Source organism: Treponema sp. R6D11 (genome assembly GCF_054786075.1).
In genome coordinates this window covers 1-1,215 of sequence record NZ_BDHD01000345.1, presented here as the reverse complement: position 1 = coordinate 1,215, position 1,215 = coordinate 1, and the positions used below count along the sequence as shown (strand labels likewise).

The window sequence follows — 1,215 nt, the reverse complement described above, 5'->3', positions numbered from 1 at the left end:
TCGCCAACCGCGGAAACGGCACGGGTCCTTACGCCGTTTACTATATATTGTATGAATCCGTGGCGCGCGGCCTTGTAGAAAAAGATCCGTCCACGACCGACTGGGAAAGCTGCAAAGGCAAGATCAACCGCGGCGAAATAGCCACCCTCGTGCTTGGTTCATGGGCGATTGTTCAGATGCAGGACGCGGGACCCAATCCGCAGGATATCGGCTATATGACCTTCCCCATCACGGTAAACGGAAAGCAGTATGCGTCAGCCGGCGCGGATTATTGCTACGGCGTTAATAAAAATTCTTCTAAGGACGCTAAAATCGCATCCTTGCTGTACATAAAGTATTTGATTGATAAATCGAACTTTGATTACGATCAGGGCGGTATCCCCACGGTAAAGAGCCATCCTCTTCCCGCCACATTGTCGGCGTTTGACGGAATCCAGCTTGTAGCCGACAGTCCGGCGTTAAAAGGCGAAGAAGATTTGTTAACCAACATCAATGTGGAATCGGAAGTCGGCCTTAATATGGATAACCGCCATGTAATAAGCATCGTTGAAGCCGCTTTGAAAAAGAATCCGACATTAGACAATTTAGTCGCCGGATGGAACGCGAATTGGACAAAAGCGCAGCAAAAATACATTAAATAGCCTTGTTAGCTGCGATTATAAAAAGTAATTTTGTCTAACCTGTTGGGCAGAGAGCCGTTTTTCAAACGGCCTCTGCCCAATTATAAGGGGATATATTATGAAAATTGAAATTAAAAAATCATTTTTTTCTTCTGTAAAGGGCCAGCAGGTAATAGTAGCGGTAACATTTATGCTTGTACCGCTTTTTTTATTGATTTTATTTACCTACCTTCCTTTTTTTAAAATGGCCCAATTTAGTTTTTATAATATGAAATATATCGGAAACCGTATTTTTGTCGGGTTTGAAAATTATATAGACGTATTTAAAAGGCCGGAAATATTCGGGTCTCTGCGGTTGAGCCTTTTTTATTTGGCGGCTTCTTTCGTACAGCTTAGCCTGGCGCTCTTTTTCGCCAGCATATTAAGCATGAAGACGGAATACAAGGAATTTTTTAAAGGCGTGATATTTTTTCCCTATCTGGTTTCCGGTATAGCGATAGGATATATGTTTAAGTTTTTTTTCACCCGCGAATTTGTACTGGATACGGTTTTGATGAAGTTCGGATTCGCGCTTGATAATCTTCCGTTTTGGCTT

At 42.7% G+C, this 1,215-nt stretch carries 2 protein-coding genes; both read left to right on the top strand.

All coding sequences use genetic code 11. The features are described from left to right. The coding region (locus ACYVTD_RS12970; protein WP_461248161.1) for an extracellular solute-binding protein at nt 1-641 on the top strand (641 nt) is incomplete at its 5' end. 97 nt (nt 642-738) lie between these two features. Continuing rightward, the coding region (locus tag ACYVTD_RS12965) for a carbohydrate ABC transporter permease (protein WP_461248160.1) at nt 739-1,215 on the top strand (477 nt) is incomplete at its 3' end.